General features: G+C 55.0%; 20 protein-coding genes and 2 tRNA genes. 12 read left to right on the plus strand and 10 right to left on the minus strand.

Annotation, left to right across the window (positions count from 1 at the left end; genetic code table 11):
* The first annotated feature begins 171 nt into the window (after window positions 1-171).
* The gene (locus JQM68_RS12025) at window positions 172-885 is read left to right on the plus strand and encodes a radical SAM protein (RefSeq protein ID WP_459558694.1); all 714 of its coding nucleotides are present in this window, start codon (window positions 172-174) and stop codon (window positions 883-885) included.
* A gap of 310 nt (window positions 886-1,195) precedes the next feature.
* Window positions 1,196-1,789 carry a tyrosine-type recombinase/integrase gene (locus JQM68_RS12030; protein WP_412758475.1) on the plus strand — a complete coding sequence of 198 codons (594 nt, stop codon included), beginning with the start codon at window positions 1,196-1,198 and terminating at the stop codon, window positions 1,787-1,789.
* A gap of 168 nt (window positions 1,790-1,957) precedes the next feature.
* Here the strand turns inward: JQM68_RS12030 and JQM68_RS12035 are convergent.
* Both JQM68_RS12035 and JQM68_RS12040 read right to left on the minus strand, forming a co-directional pair.
* Window positions 1,958-2,034: transfer RNA gene (locus tag JQM68_RS12035), tRNA-Arg, on the minus strand.
* A 209-nt stretch (window positions 2,035-2,243) separates the two neighbouring features.
* On the minus strand, window positions 2,244-3,410 hold the full coding sequence (locus tag JQM68_RS12040) for a phosphoglycerate dehydrogenase (protein ID WP_235223249.1): 1,167 nt from the start codon (window positions 3,408-3,410) through the stop codon (window positions 2,244-2,246).
* Window positions 3,411-3,934: 524 nt separating this feature from the next.
* Between JQM68_RS12040 and typA the strand changes: the two genes are divergently transcribed.
* The 3 genes from typA (at window position 3,935) to JQM68_RS12055 (ending at window position 7,252) form a co-directional block, all read left to right on the plus strand.
* Window positions 3,935-5,758, plus strand: coding sequence for a translational GTPase TypA (typA, locus tag JQM68_RS12045; protein WP_235223250.1), 1,824 nt, complete (start codon window positions 3,935-3,937; stop codon window positions 5,756-5,758).
* A 321-nt stretch (window positions 5,759-6,079) separates the two neighbouring features.
* Window positions 6,080-7,045: a stalk domain-containing protein gene (locus tag JQM68_RS13890; RefSeq protein WP_235223251.1), complete on the plus strand. Its 966-nt coding sequence runs from the start codon at window positions 6,080-6,082 to the stop codon at window positions 7,043-7,045.
* Window positions 7,046-7,084: 39 nt separating this feature from the next.
* Window positions 7,085-7,252 (plus strand): hypothetical protein, encoded by a 168-nt coding sequence (locus JQM68_RS12055; protein ID WP_235223266.1) that lies wholly within the window; start codon window positions 7,085-7,087, stop codon window positions 7,250-7,252.
* A 36-nt stretch (window positions 7,253-7,288) separates the two neighbouring features.
* Here the strand turns inward: JQM68_RS12055 and JQM68_RS12060 are convergent, their stop codons facing one another.
* Window positions 7,289-8,134, minus strand: a complete 846-nt coding sequence (locus JQM68_RS12060) for a pyridoxamine kinase (RefSeq protein WP_235223252.1) — start codon at window positions 8,132-8,134, stop codon at window positions 7,289-7,291.
* A 206-nt stretch (window positions 8,135-8,340) separates the two neighbouring features.
* Here JQM68_RS12060 and JQM68_RS12065 point away from each other — a divergent pair.
* Window positions 8,341-8,425, plus strand: a tRNA-Leu gene (locus JQM68_RS12065).
* Window positions 8,426-8,852: 427 nt separating this feature from the next.
* Here the strand turns inward: JQM68_RS12065 and JQM68_RS12070 are convergent.
* Window positions 8,853-9,173 carry a hypothetical protein gene (locus JQM68_RS12070; RefSeq protein ID WP_235223253.1) on the minus strand — a complete coding sequence of 107 codons (321 nt, stop codon included), beginning with the start codon at window positions 9,171-9,173 and terminating at the stop codon, window positions 8,853-8,855.
* Window positions 9,174-9,348: 175 nt separating this feature from the next.
* Window positions 9,349-9,954 carry a SafA/ExsA family spore coat assembly protein gene (gene safA, locus JQM68_RS12075; protein ID WP_235223254.1) on the minus strand — a complete coding sequence of 202 codons (606 nt, stop codon included), beginning with the start codon at window positions 9,952-9,954 and terminating at the stop codon, window positions 9,349-9,351.
* A gap of 326 nt (window positions 9,955-10,280) precedes the next feature.
* On the opposite strand from safA, the gene JQM68_RS12080 reads away from it, so the two are divergent.
* From JQM68_RS12080 to JQM68_RS12105, 6 genes are all read left to right on the plus strand, one after another.
* Window positions 10,281-10,784, plus strand: a complete 504-nt coding sequence (locus JQM68_RS12080) for a GreA/GreB family elongation factor (protein ID WP_235223255.1) — start codon at window positions 10,281-10,283, stop codon at window positions 10,782-10,784.
* 26 nt (window positions 10,785-10,810) lie between these two features.
* Window positions 10,811-11,683 carry an SPL family radical SAM protein gene (locus tag JQM68_RS12085; RefSeq protein ID WP_235223256.1) on the plus strand — a complete coding sequence of 291 codons (873 nt, stop codon included), beginning with the start codon at window positions 10,811-10,813 and terminating at the stop codon, window positions 11,681-11,683.
* 13 nt (window positions 11,684-11,696) lie between these two features.
* On the plus strand, window positions 11,697-12,047 hold the full coding sequence (locus JQM68_RS12090; protein ID WP_235223257.1) for an arsenate reductase family protein: 351 nt from the start codon (window positions 11,697-11,699) through the stop codon (window positions 12,045-12,047).
* Window positions 12,044-13,009: a tRNA dihydrouridine synthase gene (locus JQM68_RS12095; protein ID WP_235223258.1), complete on the plus strand. Its 966-nt coding sequence runs from the start codon at window positions 12,044-12,046 to the stop codon at window positions 13,007-13,009. The genes JQM68_RS12090 and JQM68_RS12095 overlap by 4 nt, the downstream gene beginning before the upstream one ends.
* Window positions 13,010-13,118: 109 nt before the next feature.
* Window positions 13,119-13,406: a DUF2089 family protein gene (locus JQM68_RS12100; protein ID WP_235223259.1), complete on the plus strand. Its 288-nt coding sequence runs from the start codon at window positions 13,119-13,121 to the stop codon at window positions 13,404-13,406.
* 378 nt (window positions 13,407-13,784) lie between these two features.
* Complete coding sequence (locus JQM68_RS12105) at window positions 13,785-14,099, plus strand: hypothetical protein (protein ID WP_235223260.1); 315 nt, start codon at window positions 13,785-13,787, stop codon at window positions 14,097-14,099.
* Between the two features lie 51 nt (window positions 14,100-14,150).
* On the opposite strand, the gene JQM68_RS12110 is transcribed toward JQM68_RS12105, so the two are convergent.
* The 5 genes from JQM68_RS12110 to JQM68_RS12130 all read right to left on the minus strand — a co-directional run bounded on the left by JQM68_RS12110 (window position 14,151) and on the right by JQM68_RS12130 (window position 19,900).
* Complete coding sequence (locus JQM68_RS12110) at window positions 14,151-15,062, minus strand: phosphate acyltransferase (RefSeq protein WP_235223261.1); 912 nt, start codon at window positions 15,060-15,062, stop codon at window positions 14,151-14,153.
* Window positions 15,063-15,422: 360 nt separating this feature from the next.
* On the minus strand, window positions 15,423-16,184 hold the full coding sequence (locus JQM68_RS12115; RefSeq protein ID WP_328283738.1) for an ATP-binding protein: 762 nt from the start codon (window positions 16,182-16,184) through the stop codon (window positions 15,423-15,425).
* Window positions 16,181-17,749 carry a Mu transposase domain-containing protein gene (locus JQM68_RS12120; RefSeq protein WP_235223262.1) on the minus strand — a complete coding sequence of 523 codons (1,569 nt, stop codon included), beginning with the start codon at window positions 17,747-17,749 and terminating at the stop codon, window positions 16,181-16,183. Before JQM68_RS12120 ends, JQM68_RS12115 begins: the two co-directional genes overlap by 4 nt.
* A 270-nt stretch (window positions 17,750-18,019) precedes the next feature.
* Window positions 18,020-18,496: a hypothetical protein gene (locus JQM68_RS12125; protein WP_235223263.1), complete on the minus strand. Its 477-nt coding sequence runs from the start codon at window positions 18,494-18,496 to the stop codon at window positions 18,020-18,022.
* A gap of 126 nt (window positions 18,497-18,622) precedes the next feature.
* Window positions 18,623-19,900: an Eco57I restriction-modification methylase domain-containing protein gene (locus tag JQM68_RS12130; protein WP_235223264.1), complete on the minus strand. Its 1,278-nt coding sequence runs from the start codon at window positions 19,898-19,900 to the stop codon at window positions 18,623-18,625.
* Between the last annotated feature and the right edge of the window lie 548 nt (window positions 19,901-20,448).

Raw genomic sequence — 20,448 nt, forward strand, 5'->3', positions numbered from 1 at the left:
CGAAACAGCCGCACCGCTTAAACCGAAATACTCACACCGTCCGAAACGAAATCCTCACACCGTTCGGGCGAAATTTGCAGCAGTGATACTGAAAAGTATGTTTACGAACTGAAAGACAACAAATACATTGAAACGGTTTTTATCAAGCGGCGAGATGGTGGAACTGTTTGCGTGAGCACACAAGTCGGTTGTCCTGTTGGTTGTATTTTTTGTGAGTCCGGGCGAAATGGCTTTGTTCGTAATCTAACATCGTCAGAAATCGTACAACAGATTATATTGTTGCGTCGAAAAGTAAACCGTATCGTTTTTATGGGTATGGGAGAGCCTTTATTCAATTATGACAACTTGATAAAAGCAATCCATATTCTCCGAGATAGATATGGGCTCAACTTTCCAACCGACGGCATTACCATATCAACAGTTGGTCCGGTCGATCAATTAAAAAAATTGCGCGAGGAACATCTTAAAATTCAGTTGACAATATCTTTACACGCAGCAACACAATCTGCAAGAAATCGTATTATTCCTCACATGCGCATATATGCTATTGAAGATGTTGTTAAGCAAGCCTTATCCTATTCTGAAAGGCATAATCGCAAAATTGTCTTTGCGTATTTGCTTTTACCGGGTATAAATGACCGGCCCTCAGATGTAAGACAACTTGCAAAATGGTTTCGGGGCAAAAAAGTTATGATTAACGTGTTACAATACAACCCAACAAGCAATTCAAGAATTAAAGCACCACAGAAACGGGAAATAGTTGCATTCAAACATCAATTAGAGCAAGCAGGACTTGAAGTTACTATGAGAGTTTCTCATGGCAGAGAGATTAACGCGGCTTGTGGACAGTTAGCTAACACATATAATAAATTCAAAAAAAAATGATTAAAAGTGCCAGACGCATAGACGCAGAGCCGATAACGCATTAGGTCAAAAAACCTATGTGTTATCGGCTTTTTTATTTAATATTGCGCAAAAGCCGCTGTTCCCTATTATAGAATGGATTGCGGGTAGTGTATTAAAGTCGCCCTTTTTTAAGGATACGGCGGTATCGGGGAGGTATCGCCGTGTCCATTTTTATTTACTGTAACCCGCCTAATGCTTTGCGGTCAAAAAAAGCTATGCTCCGCAAGCGGGATATTCCGGCTATGAATGTGAACTGTCAATACATTTAGCTAAGGTTTTCCCCAGAACCATGTATCTGGAGAATGCCAGCACGGTCATCGTTCTGAAAACGCCGAAAACGGAAAGCAGTGTTCGCAAAGTGTGGATGCCCAAAACGGTTGCTTATATTCTCCGGGAATGGAAGGCTTCACAGGACAAGCAGAAGGCGTTTCTTGGCGATGAGTATCTGGATTATGGCCTTGTCATTGCCTTGCCCAATGGTCGCCCTTGTGAGGAAACGGTTATCAATAACGCCTTCAGGCGGCTCAAGAAAGAGGCCAATCTTCCCAATGTTGTTTTCCATTCCCTCCGGCACAGCAGCACGACCTACAAGCTGAAGCTGAATCACGGTGATCTGAAAGCGACGCAGGGTGACACCGGTCACTCCCAGGTGGACATGATTACAAAAATCTATGCGCATATTCTGGATGAGGATCGTAAGGTCAACGCGCAGAAGTTTGAATCCGCATTTTATGCGAACCCCGATCTGCGTAGTGTTCATGCTCCGCAGGAAGAAAAAACGCAGCCGCTGCTGGATGCACAAACTCTTTTATCTCAGCTTCAGCAGTCCCCGGAACTCTTATCGAACCTGACATCGCTTATCTTGGCACAGGCGGGGCGATAAGGGGTGGTGCCAAGACGGTGCCAAACCCCAGAACGGTGCGAAAACCATTGCAATCAATTTGGATGTGCCAAAGGCAGCGATGCCGCAAAATGAGATACACCTTATTCTGCTTTGGCCTGAACTTTTCAAAAAGAAAAACACCGCAATTCCTTGGAATTACAGTGTTTTTGGTGCGCCAGAAGGGATTCGAACCCCCGGCCTCACCCTTAGGAGGGGCGCGCTCTATCCAGCTGAGCTACTGACGCAGATATGAAATTTTGGAAAAAGTGGTGCCATTGGCGGGTATAGAGCATCCGCTTAGGAGGCGGTCGCTCTATACAACTGAGCTACGGGGGCATAACGCATCCGGCGTCTGCCGGACACACCAGCTATTGTACCCGTTTCATCCCCGGCTGTCAATCCAAAACGAAACCGCCGCGGCAATTCACCGCGGCGGCGCGTAAGAGAGGGAGACTTATTCAATGACCCGGACCCGGATGATATTCGCCAGGTTCCGCACATCTTCGATCACAGCCTGACCCACCTGGGTCCCCAGGTCCACCATGGTATAGGCCAGCTCGCCCTTGGACTTATTGCTCAGGTTCTCCACGTTCACCCCGTCCTTGGAGAGGAGGATGGTGATATTCGCCAGCATAGCGGGCACGTTTTTGTGGATAATGCACATCCGCATGACGCCGCTGCGCTCCATGCTGACAGCGGGCAGGTTCACGGAGTTGCGGATGTTGCCGTTTTCCAGGTAATCCCGCAGCTCGTCCACCGCCATAGCTGCGCAGTTCTGCTCGCTCTCCGGAGTGGAGGCGCCCAGGTGGGGCATGGCCACCACATGGGGGTGCTGGACCAGCCGGTTGTTGGGGAAGTCGGTGATGTAGGCGGCTACCCAGCCGGTGTCCAGAGCGGACAGCATGGCGTCGTCGTCCACGATCTCGCCCCGGGCCAGGTTGATGAACCGGACGCCCCGCTTCATGGCGGCAATGGCCTTCTCGTCGATCATACCCTTGGTCTTATCCGTAAAGTGGATGTGGATGGTGATGTAGTCGGCCCGCTTGTACAGCTCACCCACGTCCTTCACCACATGGATGTGGCGGTCCAGCCGCAGGGCGGCGTCCACGGACAGGTAGGGGTCGTAGCCGTAGACGTCCATGCCCAGGGACAGCGCCAGGTTGGCAACCAGGGAACCGATGGCGCCCAGGCCGATGACGCCCAGGGACTTTTTATACAGTTCGGGGCCCACGAAAGCGGACTTGCCCTTTTCTACCACGGTGGTCACGTCCACGCCGGCAGCCACCTGGTCCCGGACCCAGTCGATGGCGCCGCTGACGTCCCGGGAGCCCATCAGCATGGCGCACAGCACCAGCTCCTTGACGGCGTTGGCGTTGGCACCGGGGGTGGAGAACACGGCGATGCCGGCCTGGGAGCAGCGGTCGATGGGGATGTTGTTCACGCCCACGCCCGCCCGGGCGATGGCCAGCAGGCTGTTGGGAAATTCGTAATCCAGCAGCTTCGCGGAGCGGACCAGGATGCCGTCCTCGTTGGTCTCACTGTCGGAGACTGCGTAGTGTTCCGGGTCAAACTTGTTCAGGCCCACAGGAGAGATCTTGTTGAATGTCTTAATGCGATACATGGCGAAATGCCTCCGTTGGTGGTCCCAGCGGACCACGGTACTTGCGGCGGAACGTGCGGCGCTGGCGCCGCTTCCGTCACAGCGGTTCCATTATAGCCCTCCGGCGTTTGGAGAATCAACGGCGGAAGGGACAAAAGGAACCGCGAAAAAAGAGGTTTCTTTGGTAAAAAAGGTATGACCTTACCTGCTGTCGCTTTTGCCGGAGAAAAAGAACGGTATTTTCAAAAAAATGTGGAAATATACATTGAAATGCGGAGAAAATCGGACTATAATACTAATCTCGGTTAAAATGCAAAATATTGCATTTTAACCCCACGGCTATTGCCGTGGGTGCCAAAATCCGTTTGGATTTTGGCGAGATTCGTATTGAACGACTTCGCCGACACCGCCTTTTGGCGGTGCCCCGTCAGCATAGCTGACGGAATGAAAATCAAATATGATTTTCATTGGCGAATAGTATAATATCAAACTGTATGTGAAAAATCAGTCTGAAGCTGAGCTGATAAAGGAAGGGACGTTCCAATATGCAGAATGAACATCTGAGAAACGTAGCCATCATTGCCCACGTCGACCATGGCAAGACCACCCTGGTAGACGAGATGCTGAAGCAGGGCGGTGTGTACCGCACCGGTCAGGAAGTCGTGGAGCGGGTCATGGACTCCGGCGACCTGGAGCGGGAGCGCGGCATCACCATCATGGCGAAGAACACCGCCATCCGCTACGGCGATACAAAGATCAACATCGTGGATACCCCGGGCCACGCCGACTTCGGCGGCGAGGTGGAGCGCATCCTGAAGATGGTCAACGGCGTCATCCTGCTGGTGGACGCCGCCGAGGGCCCCATGCCCCAGACCCGCTTCGTGCTGAGCAAGGCCCTGGAACTGGGCCACCGGGTCATCGTGGTGGTCAACAAGATCGACCGCCCCGACCAGCGCATCCATGAGGTCATCGACGAGGTGCTGGAGCTGCTGATGGACCTGGACGCCACCCCGGACCAGCTGGATTCCCCCATGCTGTTCTGCTCCGCCCGGCAGGGCATCTGCTCCTATTCTCCGGATGTGCCGGGCACGGACTTGAAGCCCCTGTTCGAGACGATCCTGGAGTATATCCCCGCCCCTGAGGCGGATGTGGACCAGCCCTTCCAGATGCTGGTTTCCTCCATCGACTATAACGACTTTGTGGGCCGTATCGCCATCGGCCGCATCGAGCGGGGCACCCTGCGGCAGAACCAGGAAGTGGCCATGTGCAACTACCATGCCCCGGAGGCCGTGCTCCGCAAGGCCAAGGCCACGGCTATCTACGAGTTCGAGGGCCTGGACCGCACCGCCGTGTCGGAGGCCACCGCCGGCAATATCATCGCCATGAGCGGCCTGCCCGACGTCACCATCGGCGATACCATCTGTGCCTCCGACTGCGTGGAGGCCCTGCCCTTCGTGAAGATCTCCCGGCCCACCCTGGAGATGACCTTCTCCGTCAACGACTCTCCCTATGCCGGTCGTGAGGGCAAGTACGTCACCTCCCGCCAGATCCGTGACCGCCTGTACCGGGAGACCCTGAAGGATGTGTCCCTGCGGGTCACCGACACGGACAAGGAGACCGCCTTCAACGTGGCGGGCCGGGGCGAGATGTCCCTTAGCATCCTGATCGAGACCATGCGGCGGGAAGGCTATGAGTTCCAGGTCTCTCCCCCCCGCGTCCTGTACCAGGAGATCGACGGCAAGCGCTGCGAGCCCATTGAGCGGCTGGTGGTGGATGTGCCCGCCGACAGCGTGGGCGCCGTCATTGAAAAGCTGGGCCAGCGGAAGGCCGACATGCTGGAGATGACCCCTGTGGGCAACCGCATGAAGGTGGAGTTCCTGATTCCCGCCCGGGGTCTGTTCGGCTACCGCAACGACTTCCTCACCGATACCAAGGGCGAGGGCATCATGGCCTCCGTGTTCGATTCCTACGCCCCCTACAAGGGCGACATCCAGCGCCGGGGCATGGGCAGCCTGATCTGCTCCGAGACCGGCGAGTCCATCACCTACGGCCTGTTCAACGCCCAGGAGCGCGGCACGCTGTTCATCGGCGCCGGTGTGCCGGTGTATGAGGGCATGATCATCGGCATTGCCAACCGGGGCGAGGACATCACCGTCAACGCCTGCAAGAAGAAGCAGCTGACCAACACCCGCGCCTCCGGCTCCGACGACGCCCTGCGGCTGGTGCCCCCCAAGCAGATGAGCCTGGAGCAGTGCCTGGAGTTCCTGGCGGACGACGAGCTGCTGGAGGTCACCCCCAAGAGCCTGCGGATGCGCAAGGCCATTTTGAACCATGAGCAGCGGATGAAGGCGCTGCACGGGAAAAAATAAAGAGGGGACTGGCGTCCCCCCTTTAGATTCTCCCTCACCAGTCTGCGGACTGGTGAACGCCGCCCAAGGCGGCTGGGTCGAGGTATTTTCGCCACGCACATGTCGCGGCGAAAATGATTGAAATTCCTTCTTTTGCCTCCGGCAAAAGAACTGGGGGAACCTGTGGTTCCCCCTAGCCCCCCTCCGAAGGGGCGAAATGCCTCGCCGGTTGCTCAGAACCTACCGCCCCGGAAAGTTTCCGGGGCGTTTTTCCTCTTACGGGAACATTTTCCCTGTATTCTGCGTCTGATTGGATAAATACGCTGAAAGGATGGACTTGCTGTGAACAAGAGAGTTTCCCGCATCCTCGCTTTGGCCCTGTGCGCCGCCATGGTGTGCGCCCTGCCTGCCTTCGCTGCGAATGAGACCGCTCCCGAAACGCCCGCCTATCTGATGCCCGTCCGGGTGTGGGGCACCGTCACCCGGCTGGAAAATGGCGCCGTCCTGCTGAAAAATTCCAATGAGAATGCCGCCCATCGGGAGACCATTCTCCATGTGACGGAGACCACTCCCATCATAGACGCCGTGACCGGGCTGCCCCTGGGGCGGGAGCTGCGGGACGGCGAGACCGTCTATGCCTGGGTGGGCCCCGCCATGACGCTGAGCCTGCCGCCCCATGCCACCGCCGAGCTGATCGTCGCCAACATCCCGGCGGATTTCGCTGTGCCCCAGTATTATCAGATCGCAAAGGTGCAGCCGCAGGCCACGGCTGCCATCTATCCGCCCCAGCCTCTGACCCATGTGGACCTGGTGACCACCGGTGGAGAGGAACTGACCGTGACGGATGAAGCCACCCTGTTCCCTTACCTGACCCGGCAAATGGTGACCCTGGATTCCCTGGTGCCCGGCAGCCGCGTTCTGGTGTGGACCGACGCCAAGGGCACCGTCACCAAGGTCATGCTCTTTGCCTATGCGTACCGGGGCTATGCCTTCTGGGAGCCCACCGGCGAGGTCAGCGTCAATGACCAGCGCCTGCGCGTGACCGGCAAGGTGGTGGACGGAGAAGTCCTGCTGCCCATCCGGGCCGTGGCGGAGGCTGCCGGGTATACGGTGAACTGGGCCCCCGGCCAGGGGGCGGTGGTATCCGACGGTGAAAGCCTGGTGTTTTCCGTCCTGCCGGGCCAGGACACAGCCCTTACCGCCGACGGGGAGACGGAGCTTCTGGGCGCCTGTTATTATGAAAAAGGCACCACCTATCTGCCCGCCGATGACCTGATTTTTCTGCTGGACCTGTTCCCTGTGTATTGATTTCCCATTCCGGCGCACACTAACGCCGAGGTGATGAACATGGACGACTTGCCCCTGGGCTTCGGCATGGCCCTGGCCCAGCACCCGGAGGCCATGGCCCGCTTTGCCGCCCTGTCGGAGGCGGAACAGCAGGCCATCATCGACGGCACCCACGCTGTCCGCTCCAAGCAGGAGATGCAGGCCTACGTGGAAAACCTGATGAAATAAAAATGTGCCCCGGGCTTTTTGGACCGGGGCACATTTTTATTCATCAACAGGCTGAGTCAAAAGGCCCAGCAGCGGTTCAAATTCCACGCCCTCCCGCATGGGGATGCCGGCTTTCGCCGTCCGTTCGGCGCAGGCGCGGACAAAGTCCACCGCCTGCCGGACGGCGTCGGGCAGAGAAGCGTCCTGCACCAGCGCCCCGGTGAGGACGCTGGCGAACACATCTCCGGTGCCGTGGAATTCCTGGGGCACCCGCCGGGTCTGGACAGCCTCGGTCCGCCCGGTTTTGGCGTCAAAGCACATGGCCCCCGTCAGCTCCGGGGCGGTGGAGGCCCCGGTGAGCACCACGGAGCGCCGCCCGTCCAGGCTCAGCCGCTCCACGATCTCCCGGCAGCCCGCTTCGCCGGCCGGAAGCGCATCATAAGGCACCCCCAGCAGCAGGGCGGCTTCCGTCAGGTTCGGCGTGATGACGTCCGCCAGCTCCGCCAGCCGGGCCATCCCAGCGCACATGGCGGGGGTGTAGGTCTGGTAGACCTCACCGTGGTCGCCCATCACCGGGTCGATGACCGCCGCGGTGTCGGCGCCCCGGAACTCCCGGAGGAAGTCCTCCACAATGGCGATCTGCCGCTCGCTGCCCAGAAAGCCGCTGTAAACGGCCTGAAACTCCAGCCCCAGAGATTTCCAGTGAGCGGCTACCTTCGGTAGCTCGTCGGTCATATCCAGAAAGGTGAAGCCCTCAAACCCGCCGGTATGGGTGGAGAGGAACGCGGTGGGCAGAGGGCAGCACTGGATGCCCATGGCGGACAGGATGGGAATAGCGACGGTCAGGGAACACCGGCCGAAGCCGGACATATCGTGGATAGCTGCGACCCTGGGTGTAGACATGGCAGGAGTCCTCGTTTCGTGAAGTTGGGAGATGATTTTCCATTGTAGCGCAGAATTCACTATTGTTCAAGAGCGTCGAATGTGCTATACTGAAATCCCATGCGGGCACAGCGGGATCAGCAGAGGAGCAGAACCTGGGTGCTGGCACCTCAGTGAAGAGTTTACCGCTCTATTCAGCGCCCGCTCTCCCCCAAAAAACAAAATATGCGCCTGTGATGGAATTGGTAGACATGCGAGATTTAGGTTCTCGTGCAGCAATGCGTGTGGGTTCGAGTCCCTTCAGGCGCACCACGTCGTCGCGGACTTCATATCGTTCGCGACGACTTTTTATTTTAAAAAGTCATCGCTCATTCATTCCGTCGCTCCTCCTTTCCAAATCGAACCCGCTTCGCTGGGCTTCGATTTGGTTTTGGGTGCAGACTTGAAAGCTGGCGCATCAAAACTGTTCACGCTTTCCACGTCGGAGCAAGCTGCATATCGCTTGCTCTGACTTTTTTTCAAAAAGTCAGAGCGCGCTCATTCCGCTGCTCCTCCTTTCCAAATCACAACCGCTTTGCTGGGTTGTGATTTGGTTCTTGGGTGCAGACCTGAAAGCCTGTACCTCGAAACTGTTCGCGCTTTCCAGCAAAGAAAAAGCCCTGAGGCTTTGCCTTAGGGCTTTTTCCTTGCTTCCAAATCGGATATACAAAATGGAATTCCTGTCAAATGCAGATTTGTTTCATATGAACTGGCCGATTTCAAACAGGATATGACCGGCGAGGCCCATGTTTTCCGGGTGCATTGCCATGTTGTCCTGGGTGATCTCCGCGATCAGACGATCCGTTTTCCCCATCTGCTCCGCGGCCTGGCGTATATCCGTACCGGAAAAATTGCCGGAGTCATAGCCGGCCCCTTCAAATCTGCTCCGCGCGGCAGCCACAAATTCGCTGCGGCTCATGTCTTTATCTTCAAGACCGGAGATGATGCGTTTGACCTCGTTCCCGTCCATTACCACCGCGCTGATGGTGTCATCCTTGCTCTCATATACATAAACCTTCATTTTTGTTACCTCCCGGGCAGCCCCTTTTATGATTCCAGAATACCCGATATGGCCGCAATGTCAAGAAAAAAGCAAATTTTCGCGTAAATCTGAAAAGGGGCCCCTTGCGGGTGACACCGTGATACTGCCGCGTTTCGCTCCGGAAATCAGCGCCTGCCGGCTCCGTGGGCAACAATTATCCGATAAACATCTGCGTCCAGTAGTTCCCCTGGGCCACGTAGCCCACGCCGATCTGTGTGTAACCGGCATTCAGGATGTTGGCCCGGTGGCCGCTGGAGTTCATCCAGCCGTTGACCACTGCCTGGGGCGTGGCATAGCCCCTGGCGATGTTCTCTCCGGCGGTCCGGTAGGACAGGCCGAAGGCTTTCATCATCTGGAAGGGCGTGCCGTAGGTGGGGCTGTTGTGGGCAAAGTAGCGGTTGTCCAGCATGTCCTGGGACTTGTACCGGGCCACCCGGGAGAGCTCCCAGTTTTCCGTCAGGGGCTTCAGGCCGTTCTGCCGCCGGATGTCGTTCACCAGCCGGACGACCTCGGCCTCAAAGCTGGCAACCGTTTCACTGAGCTGCGGAATGCTCAGCACCTGGCCGGGATAGATGAGGTCGGGATCGCTGACCTGCGGGTTGGCCTGGATGATCTCGCTGGTGCCCACCTGGTATTTCGAGGCGATCTTCCACATGGTGTCGCCTTTTACAACGGTATGGGAGAGAGCGGCGGCGTGGGCGGGAGTCAGCAGGGCCCCGGTGAGGGCCGCTGTCAGGAGCAGGGTGCGGAATGGTTTCATCAGTACCTCCTTGGTCGGGGGGCGGAAAGGGAAAAGAGGGCCCCGGAAAACCGGGGCCCTCCGTGGAAAACTCAGCAGCCCAGGCCGAAGCACTGGCAGAGCATCTGCAGCAGGGCGCTGCAATCAAAGTTGCTGAAACAGAACATGAATGTAGCCTCCTTTGTGTTTTTCCCTTGCAAGGATGGTACGATTGTAACCGTTTTGTAACTATTTTGCAAATGCAATGTCTGGCAGGGGAGGCAGGGGCTTCCGGGGAACAAAAGACTGTACCCGGCGGAGGGTTTGTGGTATCATAGAGAAAAATCCAAACACACGAGGTGTTTTCCATGTATGACGAATTGACGGAAGTCGATATTAAAAAAATGCAGGAGGAGATCGACCACCGGGTGCGGGTGCTGCGTCCCCAGCTGATCGAGGAGGTGCAGACCGCCCGTGCCTTCGGCGATCTCAGTGAGAACTTTGAGTATAAGTGCGCAAAGCAGGCCAAGAACCGCAACGAGAGCCGCATCCGCTACCTGGAGCGGATGATCCGCACCGCCAAGGTCATTGAGGTCAAGGGGCAGGACGACGCGGTGGGCCTGTTTGATAAGGTCACCGTCTTCAATGAGATGGTGAAGAAGGAAATGACCGTCCAGATCGTCACTACGCTGCGGCAGGACGCCCTGAAGGGCCTCATCAGCAAGGAATCCCCGGTGGGCAAGGCCCTGATGGGCCACAAGGTGGGGGAGCGGGTCCAGGTGGAGATCGACCAGACCCGGAAGTATTTCATGGAGATCAAGGCTATCGAAAAGGGCTTTGATGACGAGAGCCTGAACATCAGCGCCTATTAAACGATTTGGCGGAAAGGGGACGGAATATGCATGAGATCAAAGCGAGATCCATCCTCTCCGCCCAAAACGGCATCAATGTCTACCGGGGCTGCACCCATGGGTGTATCTACTGCGACTCCCGCAGCACCTGCTACCAGATGGACCACGCCTTTGAGGACGTGGCGGTAAAGACCAACGCTCCGAAGCTGCTGGAGGACGCCCTCCGGCGAAAGCGCCGCCGCTGCATGATCGGCACCGGCTCCATGTGCGACCCCTATCTGCCGCTGGAACAAGAAACGCTGCTCACCCGCCGCTGCCTGGAGGTCATCGACCGGTACGGCTTCGGCGTGTCGGTGCTGACGAAGTCGGACCTGGTCCTGCGGGATTTGGACCTGCTGAAGCGCATCAACGAAAAGACGAAAGCCGTGGTTTGTACCACCCTCACCACCTTTGACGAGGACCTGTGCCGCATTTTGGAGCCCAACGTCTGCACCACCCGGCGGCGGTTCGAGATGCTGAAAACCATGCGGGAAAACGGCATCCACACCGGCGTGTGGCTGTGCCCCATCCTGCCCTTTCTCAACGACACGGAGGAAAATCTCCGGGGGCTGCTTGGATATTGCTTTGATGCGGGCGTGGAGGTCATTGTCAACTTCGGCATGGGCGTCACCCTGCGGGACGGCGACCGCCAGTATTTTTACGCCCAGCTGGACCGGCACTTCCCCGGCATGAAGGAGCGGTACATCCGCGCTTTCGGAGAGCGGTACGAGTGCGCCAGCCCCAACGCCCGCCGCCTGGCGGCAATTCTCCGGGAGGAATGTGCGGCACAGAACGTCATCTGCGGCGCGGAAAAAGCCATGGCCTGGCTGATGGAATTTGAGGACCGTCAGGCCGGGGAACAGATCAGTTTATTTTCATAAGGAGGAACCCGCCATGTTATTTCTCTGCTATCCGAAATGCACCACCTGCCAGAAGGCCAAAGCCTGGCTGGACGCCCAGGGCGTATCCTACACCCTGCGGGACATCAAGCTGGACAACCCCACCGCTGACGAGCTGAAAGCCTGGCACCGGGCCAGCGGCCTGCCCCTGAAGAAGTTCTTCAACACCAGCGGCCTGCAGTACAAAGCCCTGGGCCTGAAGGACAAGCTGCCCGCCATGACGGAGGAGGAGCAGTTCGCTCTGCTGGCCACCGACGGCATGCTGGTGAAGCGGCCCATCCTGGTGGGCGACGGCTTCGTGCTGACGGGCTTCCGCCAGGCGGAGTGGGAAGAAAAACTGAAATGATCCGGCGTTACGACTTCGCCCCGCTGGACGGCATCACCAAGGTGGTGTTCCGAAAGGTCTGGGCCGCCCATTTCGGCGGCGCGGACCGGTATTTCATCCCCTTTTTCTCCCCCACGCCCCACCATATCCTGACGGACCGGGACCGGCGGGAGATCGACCCGGCCAACAACGGCGGCTTGCCCTCGGTGCCCCAGGTGATGACCCGCTGCGCCCCGGACTTCCTCTGGGCGGCGGAGGTGGCAGCGGACATGGGCTACACCGAGGTGAACCTGAACCTGGGCTGTCCCTCCGGCACCGTGACGGCCAAGGGCAAGGGCGCGGGCTTCCTGGCAAAGCCGGAGGAGCTGGAGCGGTTCTTTGACGAGGTGTTTGCCAAGGTTCAGCTCCCTGTCTCCGTCAAGACCCGGCTGGGCGTCGCGGACCCGGAGGAGTTTGGGCGGCTGCTGGACATCTACAATCAGTACCCCATCGCCTGCCTCACCATCCACCCCCGGGTGCGGACGGAAAAGTACCGGGGCCCGGTGCATCTGGATGAGTTTGCCCGGGCGCTGGAGAACAGCCGCAACCCGGTGTGCTACAACGGCGACCTGCGGACGGTGGAGGAGGTGCGGGCCACGGAGACCCGGTTCCCCACACTGGACGCCGCCATGATCGGCCGGGGCGCCGTGGCGGACCCGGCGCTGCTGCGCAAGCTCCGGGGCGGCCCCGCCGCCACCCGGGAGGAGCTGCAGTCCTTCACGCAGGACCTGTTCCGGGCGTATCAGGCGTTCTACGGCCAGGTGGGTCCCGCGGCCCAGCGGATGCGGGAGGTCTGGTTCTACCTCATCCACCTGTTTGAAAACGCGGAGCGGCTGAACAAGAAAATGCGCCGCTTCAAAAGCCCGGGGGAGTACGAGACCGCCGAGGCCGCCATCTTCGCGGAGCTGCCCCTGCGGGACCACTGCGAGGGAGATTTGATTTAAAAAAATTACCCGAGTCCCATGGGACTCGGGTAATTTTTTTAAAAATAAAATTCAGCTTGACTTTCATAAAATTAAAGTTTATATTAATTTTATGAAAGGACGTGATGCTATGACGATTCCTCCTTGGATGGCAGAGCTGGAGGACGAGGACATGGCTTTTATCAAAAAATTCATCCTGGCCTCCGGGTCGCTGAAGGAGGTGGCGTCGGTGTACGGCGTCACCTATCCCACGGTGCGGCTGCGGCTGGATCGTCTCATTCAGAAAATTAAGCTGACGGAAACGGCGGAGGCGGACCCCTATGTGTCCCTGGTGAAGCGGCTGGCGGTGGACGACAAGCTGGACTTTGACACAGCCAAGCTCTTGATCGCGGAATACCGAAAGACGAGGGAGGGGTGACGGATGCGGTATGGGATCGCGAGTGGCATACGAGTCTATCTGGATGCTGGAGATACCATAAAATTTGTGGTAATTGCCATAGCAGCTATTCTTCTGGAGCTTTTCCTGGCTCGCCGGGAAAAGCGTTGGCCGGGCTTGTTGCTGCCAATAGCCAGCGTTTTGTGGGCTGCTGCTGATCTTATCATCTGCCTGGGCAGCGCCTCGGATGCGCCTTTTGGGATGCGGCTGGGGGTTTCACTCCATCTGTTTTTCTTTCAGAATGTCAGGACGATGGTACTGCTCATCATCTATGCCGTCTGCCGGGAGCACAGGCGGCGGAAGGCGGGGGAGCTGGACAAGACCCTCATCGATGACCTGTGATACAGAAGGAGGAACCATATGATAACAACCATAATAGTCGCATTATGCAGCATCCTGCCGTTTTTGATCGGCTTGGTGGTTTTGCAGGTCTTTCTCTCCAAACGGGAGAGCAAGTGGCCGGGGCTGATCCTGCCGCTGCTGTCGTTTCTGTACTCCCTGGTAATGGCCCTCAGCGCCGTGGCCTACAACGGTGGAATTCCCTGGGGGCCGATCCTGGCGTCCCTAATTTTGGGCAACATCCCCACAGTGATCCTGCTTGCCATTTACTTCGCCTGTCGGGAGAAGTTCCGCAAGCGGAGTAAACTGGACAAAATGCATATCAACGACCTGTGATCGAAAAACAGAGCGGTGCAGAACATCTGCACCGCTCTTTCCGTGTAGTTTTTACGCCTTGCCGTCCAGCGCCGCGCAGAAGGCCAGGGACAGGAAGGAGACTTCCTTGTCGTCGCTGCGGGAGGTGAGGGCCACGGGCACCTTGGCGCCCACGACCACGCCGCAGGTCTTGGCCTTGGCGTGCATCTGCCAGCACTTGACGATCAGGTTGCCCGCCAGCAGGCTGGGGACCACAATGCCGTCAAACTCGCCGCACAGGGGCTCGTCGTAATTCTTCAGCCGGGCGGCCTCCTTGGACAGGATCAGGTCATAGGCAATGGGGCCCACCAGGTTGCAGTTGGCAATGGGCGTGTCCGCGTGGGAGCGCACCAGCTCCTGGGCCTCCATGGTGTCCTTCATGTGGAAGTTGACCTCCTCCACCATGGACAGCAGGGCGATATTGGGCTTGTCGTAGCCAACGGATTCCAGGGTCTCCGTCATGCTGCGGATGATCTCCTTCTTCTGCTGGATGTCGGGCTGAATGGTGACGGTGACGTCGCCGATGGCAATGAGCTTGGGATACTCGGGCATGCTCACCAGGTCGATGTGGACCAGCCGCTTGTCAGTGCGCAGCTCGTTCTTCTTGTCCAGCAGGGCCATGAGGAAGTCCCGGGTCTGGGTGTTGCCGCGCATCAGCACGTCGCCCTCGCCCCGGCGGATGACATTGACAGCCGCCTGGACTACATCCTCGCCGGGCTGAGTAGCCACCAGGCGGTAGGTCTTGTCCTTCAGGCCCAGACGCTCCAGCATGGGCTCGATTTTTTCGGCTTCGCCCACCAGCACGGGGGTGGCAAATCCCGCGTCCTGGGCCTCAAAGGTGCCCAGCAGAATGTTCTCGGCATCCGCGCCGGCAATGACTACGCGCATCTTGCGGAAAGACCGCTTGGCCCGCTCCACGATTTGGTCGAAATTCTTCATTTCCATGATGACTGGTTCTCCTTTTTATCTGTTTCTCTTAACGAAAATGGCGGCAGAATCATTTTCGCCCCTTCTCTCCTACAGTAGCATATTTTACAAGAAATAACAATAAATTGCAAGAGTGAATTGTAAAAATTGTCAGTATTGATAAAAAATATCCCAGTTAAGTTAAGTGTTGGTATATGCAAATTCCAGTCAAACGGCGCGCCCGTTCCGGAGGAACGGTGCGCCCATTCCAACGCAAACGGCGTAGCCGTTCCATTCCAAACGGCGTGAAACGCTGCCAGTCCGTTCTGAGCGGCCAGCGGCCGCAATTCCTCACAGAGTTGAGGCCGCTGGTCTCCTGAGAAAGCCACCCAAGGAAGCTTACTTGACTGCGTCTCTCATGCTAATGCCATTCATCTCCAGACGGTAGCTGTGGCGCTTGTCCGTAATGCGCGCAAGGCAAGCATCAGCATAGGTGTGCTCCTGAAACAGATCAAACCATGTGTGGATTGGGAACTGTGAAACGATAATGGTGGACTTCCTGCCATCGCGTCCATCAATAACTTCAAAAAGGTCACGGCATTTATCCAAGTCGAGATCCATAAGGCCGAAGTCATCAATCGCCAGCAGGTCCAGTTTGGCAAGAGAGGAAACATAATCAAGATAGGTTGTCTGCAGGCGAGCCTGCTCCAGTTCCAGCATCAGGATGTTGGCGCGGATATAGCGCACGGTTTTAAACTGCTGGATGGCAGAGACACACAGGGCATTACAGAGATAGGTCTTTCCGCTGCTCGTCATGCCAGTAATCAGGAGGTTCTTTCCTTCATCAATCCAATGGCAGGTAGCCAGACGCTCAATAGATGCGGTATCCAGCTTGCGAGCAGGGTCATAGATGGTTTCATCCAAGATGGCATCTGGATAGCGCAGTTGAGCCTTCTTCATAAACTTCGAGAACTTCTTGTTGTACCGAATCTGCCATTCTTGGTTCACAATAGTAGAAAACCGCTCCATAAATGGAACGAGGTCTGCATTCGGATCCATGAGTTGAGTCTCAAGGGCATCGGCCATGCCGGATAACTTGAGGCTGCGGAGCCGCTCACAGAGAGCAATTTCTTCCGCGTTAAGAGTTGGGGAAGGCATCATTTGTAGCTGTCCCTCCCTCTAATGTTTTCATGCTCTGGAAGCCGGCCACGAGTATCACCAGAGGCCTGCTCGTGGTTCATAAGGCGGCTGAGAGCCTTCTTGAAATAGGAGTATTTACAGGCAGACGCGTCGATGCAGGTCTGCGCTGCATCTTCCGCGATATGGCGAGGGACATCATTGCACAGGTGCAGGATACCCTTGCAACTGTTGTAAGCCTGCTCCTCGTGTTTCACGCCGCGTAGAATGCGGTCAATAAGCGTTACCATGGCATCGCCATACACTGTTGCCCAGCGACGATAATAGGCCCCGTCGTGCGCATTCAGTTCCTTATAGTACCGGTGCTCAGGCGGCATGTGTGCATCGTCCGTAATATACCGGGGAAAGTCCTTGTAAGACCTGACGTGCGTGCAAAGGAGCCTGTTGTTCTCGTCGCAGATGCGGATTTCGCTCATGGTGGCTTTGAGCAGCGCCGGCTTACCGTGCATGGTATACACGACAGAGTAGTAGTGACCGTCGTATTCAAGATGATAATTGTCCGGCACGCGGAGGAAATACTTGTAATCACAAACGGTGAAGTGCCCTGCGGGGAGCGCCTTCATACGCGGCTTGTCATAGATCTCAAATGCTTGCTGTCTGGATTTGCGGATGTCGCGCTGGTTTCGGAAGTTTCGCTGGTTGATATCAGCAATGATGCGTTCGGCCTCCATGTTCAGAGCTTCAATACTCGAATAGGGAGCGGTTTCTTTCAGCTTCTCAATCAGATGGGTCTCCAGATAGCGCACATGGTTTTCAACCGTTGGCTTACCCTTGGGCTTGCGCGGAGGCGGAGGAAGGACAACGGTATCATAGAAGTCCTCCAAATCCGAGAAAACGGAGTTCAGGACAAGCTCATCCTTAGAGTGCTTTGAAATCGCACTCCTTAGATTGTCGGGGACGAGGTACTTCGGCACAGCACCGTAAAAGGACAGCGCATGTACCACGCCCGAAATAAAGCTGGTAAGCTTCTCGTTCAAGAAGATTTCGGCATACACGCAGCTGCTGAAGCCGAGTGTCGTGGCGAAGACATGCACCTTTTTCGCTTCGCCTGTCGCCGGGTCAAGGAGAAGCTCCGGCTGGTCGCCTACCCAGTCAATATACATACGCTCGCCAGGGATGCGTTCCACTGGCATCGTGACGGATGTCTGTCCGAAGTTCTCAGCGAGGAACGCGCGGTACAGCGCATAGAACTGAGAGAGCTGGTATCCGTCAGGGTGTTCCTCCTTGTACTCCAGCCAGACAAACGCTAGATTTGGCTGCTTCATGGCCGACATACGCGCGTGGATCCTGGCAAAGTCCGGCATGGGCTTCTCGCTGCGCTTCAGGTTTTCAGGTGGATAGAACGCCACCTCAACGGCTTTCGGCGGCATAGCCCTCAGTTCTTCGAGCGTAAGGCCGAGTTCCTTAAATCGTTTCATGATGAGCGTGACGGTACTGGAACCAATGCCGTACCGCTTCTGGGTAGTGGCGTATCCGACATTTTGCTGCCGGAGTTCTATTACGCCGATGATAGTTGAGTAGTTTTGCATAGGGTACTCCTTCCTTTGTTGATGGCGGCGATATGCCGCGGCACCATTATAAAGAAAGGTACGCCGTTTATATCGGAACGACCACTCCGTTCACTTCGGAACGGCCACGCCGTTTATGGTGGAATTGGCACTCCGCTCATTTCGGAATGGCTACGCCGTTCGGCCGGAATTTGCAGGTATAAGCTAATTAGTCCAAACTAATGTAGATTTATTCATCAGGGGACATAAAATAAGGCTCCATCCTCTCGGGTGGAGCCTTTGGTTTCTACGTTATTTTTTCTTACCTATGCCATTTAGAAGTGTGCCTTTAACACCATTTTCAAGCACACCCTTAATGGTGCCTCTTGTATCTAAACCTAAAGTATCATCGACCATAGAAAATGCGCCTTTTATTATGTTAGAGCCCCGTTTTGCGAGCGTAGTACCTGTTACTGCATCGATAATCTTTCCAGTAAACTTTCTTGCTTCAAGCATACCAGAAAATACAATCGTAAGGTTTTTCTCAATGGTCTGGACTTCTACCTCTGAGCCCTTTTGCTTAATCTGTGCGGCATCATTATAGAATTTGACACTTTCAAGCGGGATTATATCGACTAATTCCCGTTCTTTCTTGAATAAGCCCTTTTCTTTCTCAAAGACTAATTTCTGTGAAGTCAATGTCAACTGCAAATTGCCTTTGTATGTTTTGCATGTTGCTGTACCTTCATACAATACTACTTCATCAGACTGTAATTCAAAGGTTGCCATGATATCGTCCCTCCCTATGGTTATTTGGTCACAAAAGTATTTGCAAATTTCGCGCACTCATTTTTGTTACTTACGATACTACCATAAAAGAGGTGGCTTGTGAATGATTTGTTATGTTATATTTGATTATTTTCGTTCTTTGATTACTGCCTCTATCACATCAATGTACTTTTGGGGCAAATTGAATGCTTCATAAAGTTCGGCATCGGTGTAAATGTGGTCGAACTTGCCAGATGGAGGTGCAGGTACAAAGCGGAAGCAATCATCACATATAATGCCTGTTAGCTTGCTAATGTTGATTGCGACAAAAAATCTGGTAAACTTCGTATTCAGCCAAGATACAAAGTGCTCACATTCCTGCCTGCTGTCGGAACTAAAAGAGCAGGTGGAGGCTCCGGTTCTCATGCCCATATCAACAGCGTCTTTGGTGTCTAACACTCGACTTATTCCTACACATTGAGTATTTCCTAAATTGTTTAATATTCCAACGCCACCTCTTGCTCCGCCACCTTTTGATACTTGATTATTAGTCCATACCTCATATCTCCCACTATTGGCAGGCGGGAATTTGAAATGATTGTATGGCTCCAAATGTTGAACAATTTCGGCTCCAATGTTTAATAGGCTCTCCCTATTAGTTATTGTCCGCTGAACACATGAATTAAAATACCTCTGAACCTTGCATTTGTTACTCACGGTGCAGCTTTCTGGCTGTTCCTTGCTCAATAAAAAGTATGTTATGCCATCAGTCTGTGATATATCGAACACATCAACGCAGTCAGGATAAAAGCACACATGGCTCATGTGCGGAACTAGCTCCTTGCGAAATTCACCATAGGACATCTTGCTTACAACTTTCTGATTTGCTTCAGCTGTCTGCCATTTTGCCGGAGTTATCATTACTGTGTACTGCTCTGCCAGTTCAAATCCCATATCAACAAAATCCAAATCCATACCTTTATTATAGGGTGGATTTCCGATTACTACGTCAAATTTCATTATTCCAAATGCTCCTTGTATCATTTCTTTTGTGACCTTAGCACTTGTAAAGCGTATGTTTCCTGAGGTCAGCGGGTTGTCGTATAATTGCTTTCGGACTACCGTGGCCGATAATTCTGATGTGGCGAATCCATATAGTTGATTGTCAAGAATGTGTTCGTGTCTGGCCTGTTCATCTGGGAATGCCTGCTTCATTAGTTCGCTGTCCATCAAGCGACGATATATCTCTGCGAGGAACCGACCACTCTTGACAGCTGGATCCAGAAATTTTGCTTCAGGCGTATATATGCCAGCTGGAAGCAGGTCAACCATGTCTGTGACAATTTCCTTTGGCGTTATGACCTCTGATGATGAATACTTTATAATGCCTGTGACGGCTTGTATCGTGCCAAAAATATCTTCCATCTGTTCCAAACCACCCTAATCAGTTTTCTGTTGAATATCTTTCTGCTATCAAATCGGCCACACAAAATAAGGGAAGTACCCTTTTGATGTACTTCCCTCATTCCCTTAAATCTTGTTCGGGAACAGCCCCTTGGTATTCAGTGTCATTTCCCGATTTGTGATGCTCTCATAATCTGTGCCGCTGGTGTCCATCTTCGCTGACATGATTTCTCCAAGCTTGTCCACTTTCTCTGCGGTCGATAGTGTCCCGTTCTTCTCTAACCACCAAAACAGCATTAGGCTCAAATCCATGTACTTCGTGGCTGGCTGACGGCCTCTCTCTTTTGACCAGTAAGCTTTCAGCTTTGAGTGAGTTGAATTAATACGGCTCAGATTGAATGCCCCATTAGTGTGCTTATCAGCTTCTATCTGTTCCAGATGGATTCGCTCATCTCTTGCAAATGCTGGGTAGGCATTATGGCCATCTGTTTGAATATTCCGGTGGCGGGGTACCGCCAGTCCGGTGAAATGGAAACCGTCGTTCCGGCGTTTTGGAAACCGTTATTCCG

It is taken from the genome of Oscillibacter valericigenes (genome assembly GCF_021531435.1).
Lineage (GTDB): Bacteria > Bacillota > Clostridia > Oscillospirales > Oscillospiraceae > Oscillibacter > Oscillibacter valericigenes_B.

Coding starts and splice junctions, on each gene's coding strand:
- JQM68_RS12030 (WP_412758475.1), top strand. CDS start 1,196: ATGTATCTGGAGAATGCCAGCACGGTCATCGTTCTGAAAACGCCGAAA.
- JQM68_RS12040 (WP_235223249.1), bottom strand. CDS start 3,410: ATGTATCGCATTAAGACATTCAACAAGATCTCTCCTGTGGGCCTGAAC.
- typA (WP_235223250.1), top strand. CDS start 3,935: ATGCAGAATGAACATCTGAGAAACGTAGCCATCATTGCCCACGTCGAC.
- JQM68_RS12055 (WP_235223266.1), top strand. CDS start 7,085: ATGGACGACTTGCCCCTGGGCTTCGGCATGGCCCTGGCCCAGCACCCG.
- JQM68_RS12060 (WP_235223252.1), bottom strand. CDS start 8,134: ATGTCTACACCCAGGGTCGCAGCTATCCACGATATGTCCGGCTTCGGC.
- JQM68_RS12070 (WP_235223253.1), bottom strand. CDS start 9,173: ATGAAGGTTTATGTATATGAGAGCAAGGATGACACCATCAGCGCGGTG.
- safA (WP_235223254.1), bottom strand. CDS start 9,954: ATGAAACCATTCCGCACCCTGCTCCTGACAGCGGCCCTCACCGGGGCC.
- JQM68_RS12080 (WP_235223255.1), top strand. CDS start 10,281: ATGTATGACGAATTGACGGAAGTCGATATTAAAAAAATGCAGGAGGAG.
- JQM68_RS12085 (WP_235223256.1), top strand. CDS start 10,811: ATGCATGAGATCAAAGCGAGATCCATCCTCTCCGCCCAAAACGGCATC.
- JQM68_RS12090 (WP_235223257.1), top strand. CDS start 11,697: ATGTTATTTCTCTGCTATCCGAAATGCACCACCTGCCAGAAGGCCAAA.
- JQM68_RS12095 (WP_235223258.1), top strand. CDS start 12,044: ATGATCCGGCGTTACGACTTCGCCCCGCTGGACGGCATCACCAAGGTG.
- JQM68_RS12100 (WP_235223259.1), top strand. CDS start 13,119: ATGACGATTCCTCCTTGGATGGCAGAGCTGGAGGACGAGGACATGGCT.
- JQM68_RS12105 (WP_235223260.1), top strand. CDS start 13,785: ATGATAACAACCATAATAGTCGCATTATGCAGCATCCTGCCGTTTTTG.
- JQM68_RS12110 (WP_235223261.1), bottom strand. CDS start 15,062: ATGGAAATGAAGAATTTCGACCAAATCGTGGAGCGGGCCAAGCGGTCT.
- JQM68_RS12115 (WP_328283738.1), bottom strand. CDS start 16,184: ATGATGCCTTCCCCAACTCTTAACGCGGAAGAAATTGCTCTCTGTGAG.
- JQM68_RS12120 (WP_235223262.1), bottom strand. CDS start 17,749: ATGCAAAACTACTCAACTATCATCGGCGTAATAGAACTCCGGCAGCAA.
- JQM68_RS12125 (WP_235223263.1), bottom strand. CDS start 18,496: ATGGCAACCTTTGAATTACAGTCTGATGAAGTAGTATTGTATGAAGGT.
- JQM68_RS12130 (WP_235223264.1), bottom strand. CDS start 19,900: ATGGAAGATATTTTTGGCACGATACAAGCCGTCACAGGCATTATAAAG.